Below are 18,634 nucleotides of genomic sequence, written 5' to 3'. Positions count from 1 at the left end.
AATAAAATTTATTTACGTAAATAAAATGAATTGCACCCGTTAAAGTACGCCAAACTGTAATTCACATTGTTCATAAAGTTTGTGACCTGCTCAATTCTGTTTGCATCTGACTCAAAATCAGCAACCTCAACCACCACAAGCTTTGGCCTATAAATTGCCCAATTATTAGAGTCTAGGACATTAAGCTCATAACCCTCTACATCAATAGTTAGTAGGTCAACACTTACTCCATCGCAATAGAGTTGAAAGATCTTTTCAAGAGAAATAATTGGCACCTTAATAACTTCCTGAAGTTTGAATCCACAATCCCTATAGTGCTGAGCCACTGAACTATCGAAAGTTGACAATGTATCTAATGAAAAGGAATAAAAATCGAGTTCAGCGCTATTCGTAGAACTCACCCCCATTGAAAGATTTAAATCTCTCCTTCTCTTCTTTTGGAACCGCTTAAGCAAAGAAGGATTAGGCTCAATGTTAATACCATGAGCACCTTTGTTATAGAACCTTCTGGTATTTGAAAATCTTGACGGATGATTTGCGCCTATGTCAATATAAAATTTTACTGGCGCTCCGAGTAGTTTTTCTGAAATATAATCTTCGCTATGCTGACCGTATATATTAAACAGACTAGCCTTTAATTGGCTCAATAAAGTTAATATGACATATTTAAGACTTGTCCTTATTCCATATTTTCTTATTTTAAATTGTAAATTCTTAAGCATTTTTTTAAAAAAATTTCTAAATAAAAGTTCTTAATAAGTAATAAGCAAACGTCTAAGTTTGCCCATTAAAGATATGCGCCAAGCCCAAGGAATTTTTATGACAGAGTCAAAATAAACCATTTTTAGCTTACTTAATAAACCATTGATCGCATTAAGCATAGGGCGTTTAGTTAAGTCTAAATCAAGCCCTTCTGAATCGGCCCAAGCTAATGATTTGGGTATCCAGCAACCTTTTTCAACCATATTAACGTATGAACAAATCGGCTTCATAAAACCATAAAATCCATCAGAATAAGAAGTTCTGTACGATCCAAAAATTTCAAAATCCCACGGACTCTCACCCTCAATTAATAACTCCATTAAATACTCTCTATCCCAAAATCCACAAACAGTAGCTCGATATGGAGCCCCTCTTAAATACATCCCCACGCCAGACATGACGCATGGTTTATCGGGAATCGGATTTGCGAAGTACTTAACATGTAGAACTTTATTGTCATTTAAAAGTACTGATGCAATTTGTAGCAAGCTTCTATCAACTGGCGAAGACAAAAATATATCCTCAAGAATAATAAATATTTTTGGCTCATTTATCTGAGCAAGAATTTTCTTTAGGCTTGTAGACCAATCTATATCGACGCCAGATAAAATGGGCTTTACGTTTGGCTCATTACAGGGATAGGAGTTACTTCCCACATAAATTTTAAAATCATCTACAGGAAAATATTTTTTAAACTGATTAAAAAATGGGGGCCACAAATCAGCATACTTGTCGCAAGAAAGAACCAGAACAGCCAAAGTATTTGTACTCATATTAGCCCAATAGACCTCAATTTATATTTTTTAAAGTGAAATAAACCACATCCATAATATGTGTACGCAAAGTCATCGAGCCTAGCATTCTGGTGAAACTTATTAGCGTCATCTATTACACTAAATTCAATAAGTTCACATTGATCAAATAAATTAACTATAGTATTTGGATCAAATATACGCTGCGCATTAAACTCCAAACGCTGGTAACCAATTGGCACGCTCAAATATATATCACCCCCCAATTTAGAAATACGTTGCATTTCTAAAATAACTTTTTTGTAACCAAATGGATCTATTGGATCGCCATATCTTCCAAGTCCAAAATGTTCCACCGCGTGGAGGGATGATAATGAGAAAATTGAATCAGAACATATCTCTTCCATATTAGTGCAATCCACTTGAAGGAAAGAGAGGTTATTAATCGAAATATCAAGAGGTCGGATATCCATCATAACCACCTCGCAAAAAGGTAGACAATGTGCAATAAATCCGTCTAGACGACTTCCAATATCAAAGTGCCTGGCAACTTTAGATTTGTAAACTTTCTCCGCAGCCCACAAGTCCTGCCAAAAGTAATGCCTTGGCATATTTCCAGCTGAATCATACCGATCAAGAAAGATTGGGAAAGAGTTAGTAAAAACAACTTTAAATCCACTATGAACCTTATTTTCTGAAAAAATATAAATCATGCAATCATGTAGATATCTATATACTCCAAAGAATAAATTTCCATTTATGTAATTTTTTAATGGTAGCAGGAATGGGAATAGAGAATTAACCCAATATCCAAAGCAACGCAAGCTTAAAATAATTCTAAATTTTAATTTACCAAGATTATTCATAGAGTATTAACTATTTTTCATTTATACGGATATTTTTTATTATAACAAATATAATTATTAATGAAAAAGCAAAAAAAGTAAAAATTATTATTAAAAATAATAAAAATTGTGGGATATAAAATATTTCTACGCGCAGTGTTTCTTTAAATAATTCATTACTGACATTTAAACGCCACACATTTTTAGGATTTTCAGCATTGGGGTCTGATATATTTATGAATAAATCACTATTAATACTTCTATATAGACCATCATAAAAACAGATTCTATACCAATATCCATCACATCGATTGCTTATTAAAATTGGTAACCAATTAGAGTTATATGAGCCAAACTTTTCTATAGTTGTAACCCAACCATGTTGGTTATAAATTTCTAAAACTTCCCTATATGGTGTTACTTCAATAAATTTTATATTATTATTCTTTGTGGCTACAGGAGGATTAATTATTTCGAATAAGTCATAAGATTCTGTTGTTACAGCTAACTTAACCTTAGATTCGTTTTTCCATAAATTGACTAACTCCGAAAATATTAAAGCCTCTCCGCCGACTTTACCAATGACATTCTTCTTAATAAGAATATACTTAATATTTAAGTAATCTAAACTTTCAATATTTTTATAAATAAAAAATTGCTCTATGGCGTTTGCAACTCTATAATCAGATACCTCACTCATTTCTCTATAAAAAAATGGATTCTTTACATTGTTCGCAATTATGTCCCGATGGGCAAAGATGCTTTTATCTATTTCTGAATGAAGTGCATATTGTCCTGGTATGGGGAATACATTAGAATTAGAATCTTCATTAAGATAATTAATTATTGCTAACTCATCTTTACCCAGCACAGTAACATATGAAGAGTTTGATAAATATTTCGAATTAATACCAAGTGGTGCTTCTTTATTTAATATTGGGATTGCATTATAAATAATACAAACCACAATTATAGGAATTATTATTAAATAGAAAAAATAGTCTTTAATCCTACCAATTAGCATTAATAGTAAAATTGAAATTACTATTAGAATAATTATTCCAATCTTTGTATCAGGCGTACGTATTAGCTCAAAAATAAATATATTATTAACTAACCATTCAAAAACGCTACCGAATGGTGGGTTAACGCCTTTCGCAAAAAAAATAGAGCCCAATAAAACCAAGCCCAACCAAAGCCTAATTGTTTCTGCTTTTTTAATCCCGATAAGTAAGGATATAACTGCTAGAATAAAAATTATTATTTCTATAACAAGATAGTAAATTGAAAAAAAATGGTCGCTAAATCCCAAAATTACTCTCGGGCTCCATTCTGTATATATGATCCAAGACGATATTTGCAAAATTGGAAATAGAAATCCATTTTTTATGTTGCCATAAGCCGCATTACCTAAATAATCTGGGACATGAACATTAACTCCAGAATAGTAACGATCAACTATGATAATAAATAGGGCTGGTAAAGTCGATATAACTAGAAATAGGATACTTAATCGCGTCCTTAAAATTATTGCTTTTATGCTGATAAATGGCAGCAACAGTACCATCATAAAGAAAACGGGGAATAAAAATAGAAGGGAATAAAAGTGAAGAGCAATTAAAAGTGCAAAAATAATCTGATTTTTTAAATTTATGAGATGGTGTTTAAAGAAAGTTATATTTATTAAGTAATAACATAGCAATGGAAGAGTGCCGATTGCCAATATGGTCGTTAAAGTCCAAATCACACCATATGACATGAACATTAAATTAAAAGGGGATATAAGATATATTCCGGTAATTAATCCTACTTCAATTGATATTCTGTATTTACTCTTACCAGAGTTAATATTAAGTAAGTCATGTAATTTTAGAAACCCATAAGTTGTTATCATTATTAATATGGAAATTTCAACTATTAAAAATATTTTTTGAATTTCAAAACCACGAATTCCAAAATTTGAAATAGCTTTATACAACATGCTATCAGCGCTACTTACTAATAGTGGTACAGCCCCCTTGCTGCCACCATTTTTAGAGCTCAGTAGACTAAGACTTTGATTTGCATTAATTTTTGATATTGGGATCGAAGAATCCCAGGGTGCAAATATCGAATTATTCTCTGTATCGAGAAACCAAATATTATTTATTAAAACATAAGAAATAATTAATGGAATTATTAGAAAGAAACACCAAAATGTCCATTTTCTTTTAGTGTTACTTTTCATGTAGGTTTGGTTTTTTTACCCAAATAGATAATATTGCGCTTCGATTCTGAAAAATTTTATATCTGAGTAAAAAGTTTTCAAGCCAAAGAATCGGTTTATAAATATTTTTGTATTTACCTTTGGAAATTTCAAGCTTTAATATTTTCTCAAACCAATCGAATACAAAGAAAAATAAACTATGCCTTCCAACTCTTTCTATTTCATAGCCAGCACTAATCAAATCTCCTACTATAGTATCTGGATCAACAGGTAATTTTTCAGGAATAGTATTTTCAATTATTAAATCCTTTGAAAATTGTTTTTTTATATATCCTGGTACATACATAAAAATTTTTCGCCCAAATTCTATAAATAAATTCTTATCTGTAATATCTATAATTAAAAATTTTCCTCCGGGCTTTAATACTCTTAAAACTTCGCAAAAAATTTGATTTCTTGTTGTCGTGTGATGCAAGACATTAATCATATACACCGAAGATACAATCCCGTCTTGCAGCATTGGGATTTTATTCTCGGTAATTTGATAAAAATTATATGCATATTTTTTTTCTATCTTGCTAATTGCATTTTTGGCAATATCAACGCCAATCAGGCTACTCGGATAGCTATTATTCGCCAACCTATACATTTCAATAGAGTCCCCAAGCCCACATCCGTAATCCAATATCAATTCGTCAGTGTTTAGCCATCTCATCCCGTCGAGCGTAGCTTGAATCGAATAAGCTAAAAAATATTCATCTAAATTTTGTTTGTCATCTTCCCTAAGAGCATTTAACTCAAAGAAAATTTTTTGTTCTTTTTCTTCTTTTAATATGCTCATTTGAGTAAACCTTCAATTATGTATTTTTTTATTTGGAGTTAAGTCTAAAGACTAAATCTATTTTCTTTAAGATAGTTATTACCTTATTTCTTGTAATTAAAAATAAATTTTGAATGGATTAGTCCAACTCAAAAGCCATCTCGTAATTTCTCATTAGGGCCTGATCCTGATTTTCTTTTTTCAAATAGCAATTGCCTATGGCGAGAATATCAATATCGGTTCCCATAAAGCAATTAAATGCATCTTCTGGAGTGTTAACTATAGGCTCCCCACGAACATTAAAGCTTGTATTTACTAAAATTGGGCAATTTGTCAGCGCATAAAATTCTGTAAGGAGAGTATAATATCTTTGATTAGTGTCTTTACTTACCGTTTGTATCCGGGCACTATAATCTATGTGCGTGATAGCAGGCACTTCGGATCGAACTAAATTCAATCTTTCTATTCCAAATAGCTGATTTACTTGCTCTGAATTTTTTATCCGCCTGCTTTTCACAATGTCAGCAACAAAGAGCATATAAGGGCTCTCTCTATCTAGCTCAAACCAATCATTAACATGCTCTTGAAGAATAGATGGAGCAAAGGGTCTAAATGACTCTCTGAATTTTACTTTCAGGTTTAAGGTTTTTTGCATAGTCGGCGAACGTGGGTCACCAAGAATTGAACGGGCACCAAGTGCGCGAGGACCAAATTCCATTTGCCCCTGAAACCAACCAATTGTTTTTCCTTCCGAAATATCTTGTGCACAAATTTTAAAAATGATGTCGTCCTTAAGAGTTTCAAATTTTGCACCCAGCTTATTAAGCCGAGACTCAATTTCTTTTTGAGAAAAAGATGGGCCGAGATATGAACCTTTCATACAATCACCCTCATAATTTACGACCCTTGGTTGGCGTGAGTGTATGTAATATGCAGAAAGGGCAGCGCCCAATGCTCCGCCAGCATCCCCTGCGGCAGGCTGAATCCAAATATTTTCAAACTGTCCATCTCTTAGAATTTTTCCATTAGCAACGCAATTTAGCGCAACCCCTCCTGCTAAGCATAAGTTTTTCATGCGCGTTTCTTTTGCTATAGAGCGGGTTAATCGAAGCATTACATCCTCAGTAACAGCCTGTATCGATGCCGCTAAATCCATATGTCTTTGAGTAATTTCTTCAGCTGGATCGCGCCTTTTTCCACCAAAAAGATTTTCAAAACGATTATTTATCATGGTTAGGCCTGCGCAATAGTCAAAATAATCTTGATTTAATCTAAAGCTTCCGTCAGGCTTAATATCAATCAAATTTTTATAGATTATGTCAGCATATTTAGGCTCTCCATATGGAGCCAGTCCCATTACTTTATATTCTCCAGAGTTAACCCTAAAACCAATATAATAAGTAAATGCGGAGTAGAGTAAACCCAAGGAATTCGGGAAGTTAATTTCTTTTATGATTTCTAAGTTATTTCCACTTCCAATCGCGAGTGATGTGGTTGCCCACTCCCCAACACCATCCAAAGTGAGTACAGCCGACTCTTTAAATGGTGATGGAAAGAATGCGCTAGCAGCATGACTTAAATGATGCTCACTAAACAAAAGTCGAGCTCTCCAGTCAACCTGCTTATTAAATTTAGTTAATTCCTTACAAAGTAAGTTTTTTAGAAACAACTTATCACGAAGCCAAATTGGCATTGCAATCCTGAATTGCGAAAATCCGTGTGGAGCAAATGAAACATATGTTTCTAGCAGTCGCTCAAACTTTAAGAAGGGTTTATCATAAAACACCACGAAATCAATTTCATCTGCGCCGACCCCAGAATGATTTAGACAAAAAGTTATTGCATTTCTCGGAAAACAAGAATCATGCTTCATTCTTGTAAAGCGCTCCTCCTGAGCGGCGGCAATAATTTCACCATCCCTCACCAATGCAGCGGCACTATCATGGTAGTAGGCTGAAATTCCAAGAATATTCATTTTATATTTAAAATAGGGTGTATATAAATGGAGCAAAAACAGTACCCTGAGCAAATACTATTAACGCGCCAAATATTCCCAAAACAATGATTATTGGTAATAGCCAAAATTTTTTTCTAATACACAAGAAATTCCATAATTCTCTAATAAATGACATATTTACCTTAAAACTGATTTAACATTGACTCTGGTGATGGGCCACGAGGTGACCGCTCTATCCAATAGGTTTGTGAATTTATATCAAATTTTTTATCAATATTATTTAATCGTGATAATCGCATAATTAAACCTATGGGGGTAATTACGAGGTAAAAAATTAACGCCAAAACCATGGGGCTTGTTACATAATGGAGGATATTACCGATGCCAATCCACACTTTCTTCGGAAATTTCATTGAAGCTGGATATATCACCGACAAAACAAAAAATAAGCTTGCAATAATAAAAGGCCAGTATCTAATCGTTGGGCTACCTTGTATGGTTAGTATTAGGCCTATTATTAAAAAAACAGCGGCGAAAAGAAAGCCGAATGCGCGACTGGAGTTCTTGTCATCTTTTTTTTCAATTTTCGTTAGCTTAGTGTTCATAATTCAAGTACTTAATCAATATAGATATATTTTAGCAATTATATACATATATTATTTATAAAGATCAATTTTTATAGTTTCAAAAATTGCATTTGCAACTACTTCATTTCCAATTTCAGTTACGTGACAGAAATCAAGATATGGAGAATAATTAAGATTGTCAAATATATTTACTAAATCAACACTATATCCAGTATTAGCGAGCATCTCTTGAAATACTGGATATGTAGCCTGAAAAATTGCTCTTAAGCCCACTGGAGACTCATTCCCCCCCCAATTGAGCAACTTAATTTCATACAAATTATGAGGTGATTTAGTATATAAATTTGGCTGTAAAAAATGAATAAATTTGCCTTTATTTTTAGCGGTAAATATTTGTGCAGAATTAAGGTTGTTTAAATATATCTTTGAGGCGCGGTTTATTAATTCAAAATCTATTGGATATGATTTTAATGTCAAATAATTTTTATCATACCAACGCAAAAATGCAGAATACTCTGCCATTTTTCTAACCAAGGAAATGAAGTATGGGGCCTCAAGAGCCTGAGTTGATAGGGATTTTGTGGCGTCCTTTAGCCATACCTTCTGAAGGACATCATTAACACCATCGTAAAAAATTACTATATCGCCATTGGTAATTTTAACTTCACGCCTCAATCTCTCAAGTTGTTGCCCTGAATCAATCGTAGTTGTACCGTAATTAACCACCCTATATGGTAGTTTATTGCCATTTATTAAATTCTGTAAGAGCGAGGCTACCGTTAAACTATCCGGCACCTCAGAGTTATAAATAGTAGAACCGCCAAAAATAAAAATTGTATTTCGATAGTTTTCTGGGGTTCCAACAGTTTTTCTTATGCCTCCAGAAATATTAAAGTGAGCGCTGCTATAGTCGTTTGGAATAATTAGTGAAGTGCCCTCTGGCACGCTCCAGCCGCCCGGTTGCCTAAAGCTTTCCTCAATAAATTCTCTAGAAAAATAAGGGCTTTTAGCATACGGCTCTGGTTTAGATAGCCTAAACTCTTTATTATTTTTTATTGCAAAGTTATCAGCGAATATAGAAAAAATTAATTCAATTGAGCCCACCAACGACAGCACTAGTAGAAGGTTGATGATTATCACCTTTAGGTAGGTAATTTTTTTCATGTGTTTAATTGCTTTATAGATTAAATTATTTAGCTAATTAAATTTAGCTCTATCCTAAGTCCGATCGAGAATATTATTGCTGAATTTGATTATTTATTGTCGTATACCCCCTACTCTTAATTCGATTCTGATAACGTATTATTAAGAAATCTTAGTCATTCCTTGATATACCTAGACAAAAAAAATTTGCATTTCCCGTATATAAAAGTAATCCCAACCGCGATTCTAAGAATATACATGCCAATCATTAGATCTGGCCTTGACAACATTCTTCTCCACTTTCCAGACTCTACAAAGACTATTAGGTAACGATACCAAAACCCAAACTGTCGACGAATATCAGGGTCATTGCGACCCCACTTCTTAATATATCCGTCAAATCCCTCGCTATAGTAAAGCTTCTTTTTTAAATATTGGGTAACAGAGAATTCTGCTTCATTGTGGTACAGGCCACAGTAAAAAGGGTCAAATTTAACACCACGAATCTGTATAAAGTGTCTTAACTTCCATTCGTTTAAATATGGTTTATTTGCCTTGCCATTCAAAAGACAAATTTTTCCAATTCGCTTTATTTTTTTATCAATATCCCAGTCTTCTCCACTGCCCCTTTGAAATGTTTCAGAATCAAATCCTTTTATATCGCAAAAAACTTCCCTGTTAAAAAATCGCGCGCCATCAATTACCGTACCATCATAAAACTGTCTTTCATAACGTCTTACCTTACTCAAATATCTAGATCCCAGTATAACTTCGGGTAAATGTAGCGCTAAAGCCCCATCATTCAACCCAATTCTATCTATGCAATTCTCTATTAGTATTGGTGAGAGAATCATATCTGCATCAATATAGAGCACGAACTCTCCCTTGGCAATGTCAATCATTCCATGGTTTCTCTGGGCAGATCTCTCGGGGCCAAGAATTTCAACCCTATCGGCATCTCTTCTTGCTAACTCTACAGTTCTATCGGTTGAGAAGTTATCCACAACGATTACTTCAATATTTTTATAAGTTTGAGCTTTTATACTAATTAAACAATTCTCAATGTTTTTTTCTTCATTTTTTGTTGTTACAACAATAGATACCAATGGGAGAAAATTTTCATAAACTATTCTAGGGCTAGGCTCAACTTTATTGGTCACAGTCTACCTTAATTTACTAATTAATTTTTTAGAAAACATTCCTTGAATAAACCTTATTCCATACCATATATGGGTAAAAAATATATAGGGCAATGCAACCAATCCAACCCATATTGATTCATTTTTTTTGATATCGTAGAGCGCTTTCATAAGTGCTAGGCCATATATAGCCCATCCCGCAAAAATGACTTGTTGAATGATGGGTGGTAGAGTGCTCATAACGCAACTAACCACAATAAAAAAAACAAATGCTGATGGAATGAAGTAAGTAATTTTTCTTGAAGTTTCAGGATGAACCTTGGCAAAGTAACCTCTGTGTAATCCATATGCGCCAATCTGTTTTAAGTGTCCAATTAATCCACTTCTTCGATGGTGCCAAACCATAAGATTTGGGACGTACATAATTTTTTTATTTGTTTTATTTACTAAATCAAGGCATAACTTAGTATCCTCTCCAGGCCAATATGGAGAATCAAAACCACCAATTTGTAGAAATTCTTTTCGCCTTACCATTAAATTTACAGATGGCCAATCCTCAACTTCCTTAGGCGCGCCAACTGAAATGTATCTTTCAGGGTTACCTCCAGAAAATTTACTTAAGAAAACAGCGCCAGAAACTTTTTGCCAAAAACTATCGGCAGGTGGTGTGATTGCAGGGCCACCTATTGCAACGATACTCTCGTCGCCAAAGTATGGAGTCGCAACACTCAATAAATTTGAGCTTGGATATGAATCATCATCTAAAAAAACTAGTATTTCACCGGCTGCATGTTCAGCACCTAAATCTCTTTTAGCTGCTGGTCCAACCTGTCCGCTTGGAATGAGCTTGATGCGGTTATCACACCATTCGTCTTGATCCGCCTCATTAGGCAATATAAGAAGCTCCCAATTATTACCATCTAAAGATTGCACATAAGGCACTGTTTCACGCACATAATCGTTAATCGCTTTTACTGGAATTATTATTGAGAATCTAACCATTTTTGGGCCTGCAAAAACCCTGATACGAAAATTTATATATGGCGCGAGATATTAATGAATAGCCAAAAATTCGAACGCGATAAGAACATTGATCCTGTATTAAATGAGCGCCATGTGCAATCGCAGCCGCTAGCAAAGGTGCTCGGTAACCCGGCATTAGCAGACCTAAAATCAAAAGAAGAGCCGTAATTTCCCATGAGTGCAAGGGAACGATAACAACGTTATTAATCTTAAAGTATTCACCCGTCTTTATAAAAGATAAATTTATTTTCTTTGAACGGATTGAATGGAGAAGAAAGTCGCATAAGTGATCTAAATCTATGAGCCAACCAGCAATGAGTGTACTTGGGACGCAATAAAAATCATCAGAAACAAACCACCCGATGCAACCAATCAATAATGCCGCGAATAGATGCTCAAACAACAACTTCATACTAACTTACCGCACCCAAATCTTCCGCAGTTTTAACACCCTCATGTCTTGTTAAATTGAACATATGCTGACGCACCCTGCGAATTGCTCGAACACTATAAGTAAACAAAAATTGCCAATCTCTTTTTCGTCCGTTCAATAAAAATCTAAACTGCCTCAAAATAAATAACGGATTAAAAGCAATGCCATACATCTCTCTTACAGCCTTATAGTACTGATCGTGTGGTATTGGAGTCTTAACAATAAGTTTGCTCATGTCAAAATCATCATAGTCGCTCGTCAAAAGTACACCTTCTTTGATGCACTCTTGGTGATAGGGGGTGTAGTCTAGTGGCGTACATAAGGTCACCTGCAATGTTCTTGCTAAACCACTTAGCATTAATCGCTTTACTTCAGAGACTGTTTTATCTAACTGCTGTTGTGTTTGCCAGTAATAACCAACCATAATAGTTAGGTGTGGATGTAATCCATACTTTGTAAGCCACTTTAAGCAATTTTCTACATGTTGCAATTGATAACCTTTGTTCAAGCGTTGTAAGGTTTCATCATCTGCAGCCTCATACCCCAAGAGAACAAATCGAAAATTTGCTTTTCCCATTAGCTTGATGGTTTCCTCATCAAGATATTCGAAGCGGGTATTAATACCAAAGTAACAACCTTTTTTATGTAGCCCGCGATCAATAATGCCTTGTGCAAATTCTCTTGCTTCTTTACCTCTATACCAAACACCTGAGTCATCAAAAATTTCTTTTACGCCATGATTATTAATAAGATCTTCATACTCATCGAGACTGCGCTGGACAGACATTAAGGAAAAAGTTAGATCAGGGCCGTTATAACGACAAAATGTACATTTACCAAACATACAATCCCGAATAACACTTGTTGCATAAGTGCCGGGAGTTTGTAAAAAATTTCCATTTTCGTATCCATAGTCCCTCCATTTCACAAGATTGCGATCAATCAAAGGGGAGCTATCCAGAGGCTCTACCTGTCTAAAATTTCCCGTAGAACGGATTTCCTTATCGCGCATGCGAATGTGCAGGCCCTCAAGCGGACAAGTAAGTCTCCAAGAGGGGTTTTTTGAAATATAATCTACCAATCGATGTAAAACAAAATCAACATTACTGCTACGAATAACTAAATCAGCGGCACATGCCTGCATTGTCTCTTCTGGCATCCGCATTGAGTGATAACCAGTCATTGCAACTATAGTATTTGGTAGTAGTGATTTAATTTCATCAATTGTTCGCCAGTAAAATTTCATAACCGGCGTTGTGCTCTCCAAAATCACCATATCTGGACTCCACTTAACCAAATCATCAAGCCATTGCCGATAGGTTTTTAATTGGGCATTTCCATCGTCCCACAGAACGTCGTGGCCATCTTGCTTTAACCATGTAGCAGCCTGTGCATATGTGACGGGCAAAAGATAAGTCGGCTCTTTGAAAAATTGAACATTGCGATTTTGTGAAACCATCGCTTTTTGGCCAAGCGAATTAATAATCGGAGGATATGAGATTGCTATGCGCATTTTTTTAAACCTTAGAAAAATACTTCACTAATAATTTGATCGCCGCCTATTCCCTGATCTAGAAGAATTTGGACAGAGTCAATAATCATGTTTCGATTACCGCAAAGGTAGATAAATGAATTTTGGGGGATTGGATTAGCTCGAAGATAATCGGTAACTCGCTCGCTCTTTCCACCCTCATTTCTAGAAATACATGGAATATATTTGCCAGCCTGGTAATCCTCAAAATCATAAGTTTCATCGGGGAAACGAATGCCATGCAATAGAGTAAATTGAATATTAGGATAAGTTTGAACAAACGAATGAAATGGTGCGATTCCAGTTCCACTGGCGATAAAGAAAAATTTCGATCCTAGCCTATTTGGGGGGATACAAAATTCTCCGTAGGGACCATCAATCTCAACCTCATCACCTACATTTAATTTTTGTAAATTCAAGCTGACCATACCATTATCAACAGCCCGAATTAAAAATTCAAGATATGGAGCTTCTGCATTGGAGTACATTGAGTATTCACGATTGATATCCATGCCCGGTATGCCAACATTAAAACATTGACCACTTTTAATTGGAATGTTGGGGCGAGTAACCCTTAGACAAAAGGTGTTTTGACTTTTTTGGGTATTTTTAAGTACTCGATATTTTTGCATAAAGTAATTATAGCGAAGATACTTTTAACTTACCACTGTAATGCATAAATAAGATACCAATCAGCGCTAACAAAGATCCAAATATTCCCATGCTTACTAAAATCATCCATAATTCAGTATGCCAAATATAAATCGCTAGAATTTGTAATGGGGCAATAGCCAAAAATATCCAAGCAAACACAACTTGCCCTTTTGCTATAAGGTATTGCTCTGAAATTATTACTATAGCCATCGGTAGAATGGCAAAACCATACCAGCGAAGAATTTCTCCAGCGCCGTAATAATTTGGACCATAAAAAAAATTGATAATACTGTCTCCAAATATCCAATAAAAAATGGATATAGAACCACAAAAAAATAATGTGACTAAAATTGCTTGTTGAAAAATTTTTATTCCACTCTTGCCCTTGGTGTGGAGTTCTGCAACCATTGGAAACAAGGCAATAATTAAACCACCGGGGAGATATAAGATAGCCTTACCAAGAACAGAGGCTGCTGCATATAATCCCGCATCTTTAGGTGAAAAATACCAATTAACAAGAACCATATCGAGCTGGGTCATGGCAGCTGCAGCTATTGTGGCTGCAAGCACTGGGTATATCTTTGAAATCGACGAAATATCAATTTGATGCCTTACCATATTTACATGATTTGGGAGTTTCGGCAGAAGTATTGATGTGCTAACAAGAACAATGATTCCGATTGATAACAAAGTTCCCAAAAGAGCACCATTTAATGCTAAGCCAAATGAGATCAATCCAGCGCTCAAAATAATTTTTAATAGTATAGAAATTAAACCTATTACGGCCATAAAAATAAATTTTTGTAATCCCTGAAAAATTGAGTTATTAGCTGTATTAAAAAGACTGAATATTAAAATCATTTCAAATAAAAACAGAGTTGTAGTATTGGGTATGCGCAATAACTCCCTCAATGAAGCATCTACCAACCAAAAAAGAATCAAAGTTGCAATACTTACAACAATTAATATTTTGTATAACTTAAATAAAAAAGGTTTGACCAGAAACAATGCTTCGTTAGCTTTGAAACTCGATACTTTCCGAACTATGATCATAGAAACTGCCACCATCGGCGCACCCAAAAACATGAAAGATGCCATAAGGGAGCTAAAAATAGCAAAATCCCCTGGTGAAAGCATGCGACCTATCAATATTTGAAATAGGTAACCAAAAGCACCAGAAATTACTTGCGCTAATGTTAGGAAAAAACCAAAACCTAAAAATTTATTTTTCGAAAAAATTTGTGAAATAAATTCAAAATAGCGCCCAACGAGTCTATTCATGGTATGAAATTTTTTGTCGCACTATATATAGTGGCCTATTAATTACTTCTGTATGAATAATACCAACATATAGGGCCACAAGGCCAAGGGCCATCAAAACAATTCCAATGAGAAAAGTATTAATCACAACTGTCATTGCAAGCGGTGTATAGATCCATATATTAAATACAAGATAATTTGCAAGCATCCAAATAAACAATAAACCACTAATTGTTGAAATAAATACTCCTAAATATCCAGCCAATCTTAAAGGCCATAGTGAAAAGGCTGTAAAACTATTTACTGCAAGACGCCATAATTTGCCATAGGAATACGCCGCCTCCCCCTCGGCTCTTGCATCAGCTTTGAATTCAACATAGGAGCGGCGAAATCCCATCCAATCCATGATTCCCCTAAACATGCGCTCACGTTCAGTAGTCCGTACAAATGCCTTAATTACTTTTTTATCGTAGAGTCTAAAATCAGTCGTTTTAGCTTTCAGATCAATTCCAGACATTTTTCTCATCAGCCAATAATAAATATTTGAACCCAGTCGCCGCAATAAGGGCTGCTTAGCAATTTCAGTTCGAATCGTCACAACTACTTCTGCCCCCTCTTCCCATTTTTTAATCAAAGTAGGAATTAATTCCGGAGGATGCTGTAAATCTGCATCAATACATATGGTTGCATCAGATTCTTGGGATTCATGAGCTCCCGCAGTTAACGCAATTTCTTTACCGAAATTACGAGAAAAGTCAAGAACTTTAACTTTTCTATCCTTCATAGCAAGATTTTTGAGTTCCATAAATGAATTATCTGAGCTCCCATCATTCACAAAAATATATTCCCATTGAAATGGCAGCTCGGCGGCAATACTTTCGAGGCGAGAATATAACTTCGTAATACTTCTATCTTCATTAAATACTGGAACAACAATTGATATTTTTTTTACCGTATCCATGGGATTTAATGGTTAAATGAAAAATTTAAGTGTAAGAAAATAAATCAATGATTTATAATCACACTGATTATATATAAATATTCTTAGCCTAAAATAAAATAACCGTGAGGGTTCTTCACTTTTATAAAAATGCTTTACCTGATAGCCTAGGCGGCGTCGAGCAGGTGATAGATCAAATTGCACAGGGCACTAAGTTACTAGGTGTTAAAAATACTATCTTAGCCCTCAGCAATTTGCCGTACCCAAATAAAATCACCATAAATGGCTATGAGCTAATAAGAGCTAAACGTGATTTCGAATTCGCATCGAACGGGTTTTCCTGGCAATCAATTGCACTTTTTCGGGACTTGGTTAATGAGGTAGACTTAATTCACTATCATTTCCCATGGCCATTTGCTGATCTAGTACACACGATTATCAACCCGAAGAAACCGACTATCCTGACTTACCACTCCGACATTATTCGGCAAAAAATTCTTTTGCCAATTTACCGTCCGCTAATGCATCATTTTCTCAAATCGGTTGACTATATTGTCGCTACCTCACCAAACTACTTAAAAACTAGCCTCACTCTACAAAATTTTTTAGATAAAACTTCTGTTATTCCAATAGGTTTGGATTCCCAAACTTATCCCAGCCCAAACCCTAGTCTTGTAAGATTCTTCAAGGCACACTTTGGAAATCGTTTTTTTCTTTTTGTGGGCGCTTTTCGTTACTATAAAGGCCTTCATTATTTATTAGAAGCTGCCAAGACTTCAAGGTATCCGATTGTAATTGCTGGTGCCGGTCCAATTGAAAGTAAACTAAAAGTCAAAGTCAAAAAAGCGCGACTCAATAATATCTTTTTCGTCGGCCAAATATCTGAAGAGGCCAAAAATGCGCTCCTTGAGAGCTGTTTTGCTATTGTTTTCCCATCCCACCTTCGCTCGGAGGCGTTTGGTGTTAGCCTTTTAGAGGGCGCAATGTATGGTAAACCTCTTATTTCTTGCGAAATCGGAACGGGCACCTCCTTTATCAACATTGATCATGAGACTGGATTGGTTATTTCTCCTGCCAATTCAATGGAATTATCTCAAGCAATGGCGTGGCTTTGGAACCATCCTGAAGAAGCCTTAAAAATGGGAAAACAGGCACGTCTAAGATTCCAAAAGCTATTTACTGCAGACCAAATGGCAATGTCCTATTACGATCTTTATCGAAAAGCCCTCAACCATTGAGGCATTGATAGGAATAAACTTTTACCAAGAAAAATATCTAAAGTAATCTGCTATGCCATTCCTGCCCTCTAGAGCAAAGCTTTACTAAATCGCCTTACTAAATTAATTGCCAAGTATGAAGAACTATCTTTATCAGCTTACCTCAGCAATTAGTGTGGGGGTTATATCATTTGGACTAAGCATTTTAATAGCTAGGCAAATTGGAACAACTAATTTTGGACTGTACTCTATTGCCCTTGCAGTAGGATCCATTCTGGCAATTTTTATTGATGGTGGATTTCGTAACTTACTAACTCGGGAACGGACGAAATCAACCCATGACTTAAGTTATCTTAATCAAACACTGCCCTCAATTGCAATGGGGCACTCCCTCATTGTCGCCCTACTTGCAAGCATTCTATGTTTTCTTTTATTTTCCAGTCATTTGTATCTTGGGCTTTCCATTATTTGGTGCTTCTGGGCTGTGATACTTACTCAATTTGCTTGTGCAATTCTTCGTGGAGATGGTCATTTAAAAGTAGAAGCATTTTGGCAAATTAAGCAACGAATATGCACCGCTTTATTTATTGCTGCAGCCATCTTCATTGGATTTTTTGAAGCATGGCAACTATTATTAGCTTGGTTCATTGGTGCGCTGACTATAAATCTAATCTTTAGAGAAGGATTTTTACCAAAACCCGCATTCAAGCCTTTGCTCTTTGAAAAGCTAAAGTTATATCGTACCTTATTGCCACTTTTATGGATTGATTTGGCAACGACAATTTATTTTCGATCTGACCTAATTATGCTAAGCATATTCAAAGTCTCTGATGCAGATATTGGGCGATATGCTTCTGCTTACAGATTAATTGAGGCATCTGTTCTTATATCAAGTCCTCTATCAATTATTTTTTTTAGGAAGGTTCGTCTTCTATTTAATGATCAAATTACTCGTAATCGATACGTATTTCATTCCACATTATTAGCGCTGGGACTAGGCCTGCTTGGTGTAGTATTGACAAATTTACTATCCAACCAATTGATTAACTTATTTTATGGTGAAGAGTATGCTACAGCGTCTAAATTATTAATAATTTTATCTTGGATGATTTTATTGCTTATACCAAATATAGTTTTAACTCAAACTGCACTAGCCTTAAATCTTGATAAATATTATGCACTAACTGCCACAATAGCTGCAATAGTCAATGTCGTTTTTAACTTACTTTTTATACCTCTGTATGGAATAGTTGCGTCTGCCTACAGTAGCATCATTACAGAGTTAGTTTTATTTATGGGACTATCTTTCAGTATCTGGAAAAATCGCAAATCAACGATCTAATGGAAGATCTGAATCTTAAAGAT

The 18,634-nt window shown here is 35.1% G+C and carries 18 protein-coding genes; 3 read left to right on the top strand and 15 right to left on the bottom strand.

The window, feature by feature from the left end; translation table 11 throughout:
* Nucleotides 1-8: 8 nt before the first annotated feature.
* From QUE62_RS01655 to QUE62_RS01610, 11 genes are all read right to left on the bottom strand, one after another.
* A complete protein-coding gene (locus QUE62_RS01655; protein ID WP_286261892.1) occupies nucleotides 9-722 on the bottom strand; it encodes an FkbM family methyltransferase in 714 nt (237 codons plus the stop codon).
* 30 nt (nucleotides 723-752) lie between these two features.
* Nucleotides 753-1,535 carry a hypothetical protein gene (locus QUE62_RS01650; RefSeq protein ID WP_286261890.1) on the bottom strand — a complete coding sequence of 261 codons (783 nt, stop codon included), beginning with the start codon at nucleotides 1,533-1,535 and terminating at the stop codon, nucleotides 753-755.
* Complete coding sequence (locus QUE62_RS01645; protein WP_286261889.1) at nucleotides 1,532-2,380, bottom strand: DUF268 domain-containing protein; 849 nt, start codon at nucleotides 2,378-2,380, stop codon at nucleotides 1,532-1,534. Before QUE62_RS01645 ends, QUE62_RS01650 begins: the two co-directional genes overlap by 4 nt.
* 10 nt (nucleotides 2,381-2,390) lie before the next feature.
* Nucleotides 2,391-4,586, bottom strand: coding sequence for a hypothetical protein (locus QUE62_RS01640; protein ID WP_286261887.1), 2,196 nt, complete (start codon nucleotides 4,584-4,586; stop codon nucleotides 2,391-2,393).
* Nucleotides 4,576-5,406: a class I SAM-dependent methyltransferase gene (locus tag QUE62_RS01635; protein WP_286261885.1), complete on the bottom strand. Its 831-nt coding sequence runs from the start codon at nucleotides 5,404-5,406 to the stop codon at nucleotides 4,576-4,578. The genes QUE62_RS01640 and QUE62_RS01635 overlap by 11 nt, the downstream gene beginning before the upstream one ends.
* A gap of 118 nt (nucleotides 5,407-5,524) precedes the next feature.
* A complete protein-coding gene (locus tag QUE62_RS01630; RefSeq protein WP_286261883.1) occupies nucleotides 5,525-7,360 on the bottom strand; it encodes a carbamoyltransferase family protein in 1,836 nt (611 codons plus the stop codon).
* Nucleotides 7,361-7,367: 7 nt separating this feature from the next.
* Entirely contained in the window at nucleotides 7,368-7,517 is a 150-nt protein-coding gene (locus QUE62_RS01625; protein WP_286261881.1) for a DUF5989 family protein, read from the bottom strand.
* A gap of 7 nt (nucleotides 7,518-7,524) precedes the next feature.
* Nucleotides 7,525-7,947 carry an SxtJ family membrane protein gene (locus QUE62_RS09120; RefSeq protein ID WP_353506834.1) on the bottom strand — a complete coding sequence of 141 codons (423 nt, stop codon included), beginning with the start codon at nucleotides 7,945-7,947 and terminating at the stop codon, nucleotides 7,525-7,527.
* Nucleotides 7,948-7,998: 51 nt separating this feature from the next.
* On the bottom strand, nucleotides 7,999-9,093 hold the full coding sequence (locus tag QUE62_RS01620) for a hypothetical protein (RefSeq protein WP_286261879.1): 1,095 nt from the start codon (nucleotides 9,091-9,093) through the stop codon (nucleotides 7,999-8,001).
* Between the two features lie 155 nt (nucleotides 9,094-9,248).
* Nucleotides 9,249-10,232: a glycosyltransferase family 2 protein gene (locus QUE62_RS01615; protein WP_286261877.1), complete on the bottom strand. Its 984-nt coding sequence runs from the start codon at nucleotides 10,230-10,232 to the stop codon at nucleotides 9,249-9,251.
* Nucleotides 10,233-10,235: 3 nt separating this feature from the next.
* The gene (locus tag QUE62_RS01610; RefSeq protein ID WP_286261875.1) at nucleotides 10,236-11,213 is read right to left on the bottom strand and encodes a glycosyltransferase; all 978 of its coding nucleotides are present in this window, start codon (nucleotides 11,211-11,213) and stop codon (nucleotides 10,236-10,238) included.
* A 54-nt stretch (nucleotides 11,214-11,267) separates the two neighbouring features.
* Here QUE62_RS01610 and QUE62_RS01605 point away from each other — a divergent pair, with 54 nt between their 5' ends.
* A complete protein-coding gene (locus tag QUE62_RS01605; RefSeq protein ID WP_286261873.1) occupies nucleotides 11,268-11,402 on the top strand; it encodes a hypothetical protein in 135 nt (44 codons plus the stop codon).
* 245 nt (nucleotides 11,403-11,647) lie between these two features.
* On the opposite strand, the gene QUE62_RS01600 is transcribed toward QUE62_RS01605, so the two are convergent.
* Genes QUE62_RS01600 through QUE62_RS01585 form a run of 4 tightly spaced genes read right to left on the bottom strand, consistent with a single transcriptional unit; the run spans nucleotide 11,648 to nucleotide 16,073 of the window.
* Nucleotides 11,648-13,180, bottom strand: coding sequence for a B12-binding domain-containing radical SAM protein (locus QUE62_RS01600; RefSeq protein ID WP_286261870.1), 1,533 nt, complete (start codon nucleotides 13,178-13,180; stop codon nucleotides 11,648-11,650).
* Nucleotides 13,181-13,191: 11 nt separating this feature from the next.
* Complete coding sequence (locus QUE62_RS01595) at nucleotides 13,192-13,830, bottom strand: FAD-binding oxidoreductase (RefSeq protein WP_286261868.1); 639 nt, start codon at nucleotides 13,828-13,830, stop codon at nucleotides 13,192-13,194.
* Nucleotides 13,831-13,837: 7 nt separating this feature from the next.
* Nucleotides 13,838-15,133 (bottom strand): oligosaccharide flippase family protein, encoded by a 1,296-nt coding sequence (locus QUE62_RS01590; RefSeq protein WP_286261866.1) that lies wholly within the window; start codon nucleotides 15,131-15,133, stop codon nucleotides 13,838-13,840.
* Nucleotides 15,126-16,073: a glycosyltransferase family 2 protein gene (locus tag QUE62_RS01585; RefSeq protein ID WP_286261865.1), complete on the bottom strand. Its 948-nt coding sequence runs from the start codon at nucleotides 16,071-16,073 to the stop codon at nucleotides 15,126-15,128. The genes QUE62_RS01590 and QUE62_RS01585 overlap by 8 nt, the downstream gene beginning before the upstream one ends.
* A 104-nt stretch (nucleotides 16,074-16,177) precedes the next feature.
* Between QUE62_RS01585 and QUE62_RS01580 the strand changes: the two genes are divergently transcribed.
* On the top strand, nucleotides 16,178-17,290 hold the full coding sequence (locus QUE62_RS01580) for a glycosyltransferase (protein ID WP_286261863.1): 1,113 nt from the start codon (nucleotides 16,178-16,180) through the stop codon (nucleotides 17,288-17,290).
* Nucleotides 17,291-17,405: 115 nt separating this feature from the next.
* Nucleotides 17,406-18,611: an oligosaccharide flippase family protein gene (locus QUE62_RS01575; protein WP_286261861.1), complete on the top strand. Its 1,206-nt coding sequence runs from the start codon at nucleotides 17,406-17,408 to the stop codon at nucleotides 18,609-18,611.
* Nucleotides 18,612-18,634: the final 23 nt, after the last annotated feature.

Origin of the sequence: Polynucleobacter sp. HIN9 (assembly GCF_030297635.1) — a bacterium.
Lineage (GTDB): Bacteria > Pseudomonadota > Gammaproteobacteria > Burkholderiales > Burkholderiaceae > Polynucleobacter.
This window is presented reverse-complemented; position numbering and strand designations above follow the sequence as displayed.

Bases quoted from the DNA above. Each gene is read 5' to 3' on its own strand.
- QUE62_RS01595 (WP_286261868.1), bottom strand. From the start codon at position 13,830: ATGCAAAAATATCGAGTACTTAAAAATACCCAAAAAAGTCAAAACACC.
- QUE62_RS01630 (WP_286261883.1), bottom strand. From the start codon at position 7,360: ATGAATATTCTTGGAATTTCAGCCTACTACCATGATAGTGCCGCTGCA.
- QUE62_RS01575 (WP_286261861.1), top strand. From the start codon at position 17,406: ATGAAGAACTATCTTTATCAGCTTACCTCAGCAATTAGTGTGGGGGTT.
- QUE62_RS01655 (WP_286261892.1), bottom strand. From the start codon at position 722: ATGCTTAAGAATTTACAATTTAAAATAAGAAAATATGGAATAAGGACA.
- QUE62_RS01585 (WP_286261865.1), bottom strand. From the start codon at position 16,073: ATGGATACGGTAAAAAAAATATCAATTGTTGTTCCAGTATTTAATGAA.
- QUE62_RS01610 (WP_286261875.1), bottom strand. From the start codon at position 11,213: ATGGTTAGATTCTCAATAATAATTCCAGTAAAAGCGATTAACGATTAT.
- QUE62_RS01605 (WP_286261873.1), top strand. From the start codon at position 11,268: ATGAATAGCCAAAAATTCGAACGCGATAAGAACATTGATCCTGTATTA.
- QUE62_RS01650 (WP_286261890.1), bottom strand. From the start codon at position 1,535: ATGAGTACAAATACTTTGGCTGTTCTGGTTCTTTCTTGCGACAAGTAT.
- QUE62_RS01620 (WP_286261879.1), bottom strand. From the start codon at position 9,093: ATGAAAAAAATTACCTACCTAAAGGTGATAATCATCAACCTTCTACTA.
- QUE62_RS01645 (WP_286261889.1), bottom strand. From the start codon at position 2,380: ATGAATAATCTTGGTAAATTAAAATTTAGAATTATTTTAAGCTTGCGT.
- QUE62_RS01590 (WP_286261866.1), bottom strand. From the start codon at position 15,133: ATGAATAGACTCGTTGGGCGCTATTTTGAATTTATTTCACAAATTTTT.
- QUE62_RS01625 (WP_286261881.1), bottom strand. From the start codon at position 7,517: ATGTCATTTATTAGAGAATTATGGAATTTCTTGTGTATTAGAAAAAAA.
- QUE62_RS09120 (WP_353506834.1), bottom strand. From the start codon at position 7,947: ATGAACACTAAGCTAACGAAAATTGAAAAAAAAGATGACAAGAACTCC.
- QUE62_RS01600 (WP_286261870.1), bottom strand. From the start codon at position 13,180: ATGCGCATAGCAATCTCATATCCTCCGATTATTAATTCGCTTGGCCAA.
- QUE62_RS01640 (WP_286261887.1), bottom strand. From the start codon at position 4,586: ATGAAAAGTAACACTAAAAGAAAATGGACATTTTGGTGTTTCTTTCTA.
- QUE62_RS01635 (WP_286261885.1), bottom strand. From the start codon at position 5,406: ATGAGCATATTAAAAGAAGAAAAAGAACAAAAAATTTTCTTTGAGTTA.